General features: G+C 59.3%; 3 protein-coding genes. All 3 read left to right on the top strand.

Going from position 1 to position 2697, the window contains the following annotated elements; translation table 11 throughout:
- Positions 1 to 1051 (top strand): plasmid recombination protein (locus tag I2H81_RS10285; protein WP_229108204.1); only part of this gene is annotated, 1051 nt, incomplete at its 5' end.
- A gap of 233 nt (positions 1052 to 1284) precedes the next feature.
- Positions 1285 to 1959: a replication protein gene (locus I2H81_RS10280; RefSeq protein WP_195340706.1), complete on the top strand. Its 675-nt coding sequence runs from the start codon at positions 1285 to 1287 to the stop codon at positions 1957 to 1959.
- Between the two features lie 467 nt (positions 1960 to 2426).
- The coding region (locus tag I2H81_RS10275) for a plasmid recombination protein (RefSeq protein ID WP_229108202.1) at positions 2427 to 2697 on the top strand (271 nt) is incomplete at its 3' end.

Genomic DNA, 2697 nt, shown 5'->3' with positions numbered 1-2697 from the left:
CTGGGGCACGGTGGAGCGGCGCATAGAGCGCGTGAACGAGGCCCAGAAGGCCGCAGGGAAGCGTGCCACGCGCAAGGATGCGGTGGTTATGGCAGACGTTGTTGTGACTCTTCCCGACAACGTGCGCAAGGGAGATGAGGACAGGTTCTTTAGGCTCACGTACTGGTACCTGTCGAAGAAGTTCGGCATCGACAACATGATGGGCGGGCATGTCCACAAGGACGAGGTGCTGAAGGACGGCACGCCCGCTCGCGACCACATGCATGTGCCGTTCACGCCGATACTCGATGGGCGCTTCAACTACAAGAAGATGTGCCCGCGCTCGTTCTACCAGTCGATGCACAAAGAGCTTGGGGACTATCTGGAAAGGAGTTTGGGTTACCGCCCAGAGGTCGAGCTTGCCGAGGAAACGCGGGCGCAAAGGGTGTACACGGACAAGTCCGTGGACATCGACAAGGTGCGCGGCGCGGTCGATAGGGCGGTCGTGCGACCTGCCGAGGACGAAGCGGCTCGGATTGTCGCGGCGGCGAAGGAGGAAGCCGCCGCTCTGCTAAGTGATGCCGAAGCGAAGAAGGCCGAGCTCGCGCAGCAGATAGAAGACAGGCAAGGAGACCTAGCCAAGCTGGACAGCCAGCTCGAGGATGTGCGCATGGACATTGCGGGCGAAGAAGACCGATTGGAGTGCCTTCGGCAAAGAGCGGATAGAGTTGCGCGAGACGTTGCAGAGCTTCGCCCCATCGCTGCCGATGTTCGGGGCTGGGAAGCTGCGGGGAAAGCTGAGCGCGGCGCAATCCTCGATAGGATCTGCGCTAAGTGCGATGGACTCGCGAGCCGAATCAGAGCAGACGTTGCGGGAATACGGCTCAAGGTGGAGGAGCTTAGAAGCCGAATATCGCGCCCGCTCGAATATCTGATGCCGAAGCCGAAGGTGGAGCAGCGCGGTCTGAATGACGTGATGAGGGAAGCAACGGAAGTCGCGCGTGCGTCGAAAGCGTTGAGCCGTAACCACGTCGCGCCGACGAACAGTAGGCCGCGGGGTCAGTCGCGCTAGTCCATGGTTGTGGACTCTACCAGCGGTTTGTTTTGGCAAAAAAGAAACCCGCCCGCCGTTAAGACGGGCGGGTGGGTTTACAATGGTGGCCACAGGCTAGCAGGCTCCGACCCCTGCTAACGTCGACACGAGGTAGCAGCTCGCATCAACACCACCTGTAATTATACGTGCAATACGTATCAGGGGGCAGGAATTCGAGACGTTACCTCCCAAAAAACGGGAGGTTTTCTTTTATGGCGGACATTCGTTTTGGCAAGGGCAAGCCGAAGGACGGGCGCACGCGCAACTGGACGATTATCGTCTACGAGGATTCAGCTCCGAAAAACTGGCGAGAGATTTTGCGCGGCCTGCATATCCAGGTCTTCATCAGTCCGTACCATGACCGCGACGTTCGCGCGAACGGTGAGCCGAAGAAGCCGCACTGGCACGTGATTCTGTGCTTCAAGGGAAAGAAGTCCATTGCGCAGATTCAGGAAATCAGTGACAGGCTTTCCGGCACCAAGGTTCTCTGGGAGGAGTGCGCTGTCGGCGACCTCGACGGCATGGTGCGCTATCTCATCCACTTCGATGATGCCGACAAGTTCCAGTACGACATTAACGGCATCGAGACCATGGGCGGCGCGGACGTTCTTGCGCACTTCGCCACCGCGAACGATGTTGACGAGATTGTCGGCGAGATGATGGACTGGTGCATCGAGCAGACGTGTTACTCATTCTTCCGGCTTTCAAACTACGCGCGTGCCGCGCGTCCAGATTGGTTTCGCGTTATTACGACGAGCCGCACTGTCTTTCTAACCAACTGGCTCAAGTCGATGCAGTGGGATTTGCGTCAGCAGCAGCAGGCGGCATGGGAAGCTGCAAATCATGAGACGTATGGGGAAGGCGGCGCAGTAGACGGGTCAATGTAGCAATGCGTGACTACGGGGCGGCGTGGTCTGCGAAGCAGATCTAAGCCGACTCGTTCACGGATTGCGGAATTGACGCGGCGGTCGAGCCAAAAGACCAGACTTGATTAAGGGTCGATGGACGCTCTGCTCCATCGACCCTTTCCTTGCCTATGTCTCTGGTAAGTGAGACTCGGGGATTGACCACAGGGGGGAGAGGGCAGGCGAAGCCTGACCACTACGACCTCCCCCCTGTGGTCATTGGTCATTGGTCATGGTCGGACTGGTTTTTGGGGTGGTTTGGAGGGGTGAAACCCCTCCATCTCGGCGCAGCCGAGCGGGCAAGGAAGAGGTGCCGCCACCGATGACGCGCAGCAATCTCGACCGCTGGGAGGATTGCGGAGAAGCCCCGCAGGGCACGTCCTTAGCGTAGCTAAGGTCTAACGTGCTAGACTTTAGGCGATTAAAATCTCACGCAAGGCGGTTCCGACATGGCACACATAGCGAAGTACAAGGCAACCTCGGTCGGGCACATGCTCGCACATTACAGGCGCGATGCGTCGAGCTTGGAGCGCGACAACATCGACCCGAAGCGCACGAAGGACAACATGGTCGTTGCCCACTACACGAACAAGGACGGTCAGCTCGTGGTCGGGCGCGTGGTGCCCCGTGAGGGCGAGCCGAACTGGGGCACGGTGGAGCGGCGCATAGAGCGCGTGAACGAGGCCCAGAAGGCCGCAGGGAAGCGTGCCACGCGCAAGG

This window comes from Collinsella aerofaciens (assembly GCF_015561195.1).
GTDB classification, from domain to species: Bacteria; Actinomycetota; Coriobacteriia; order Coriobacteriales; family Coriobacteriaceae; genus Collinsella; species Collinsella aerofaciens_AC.
This window is presented reverse-complemented; position numbering and strand designations above follow the sequence as displayed.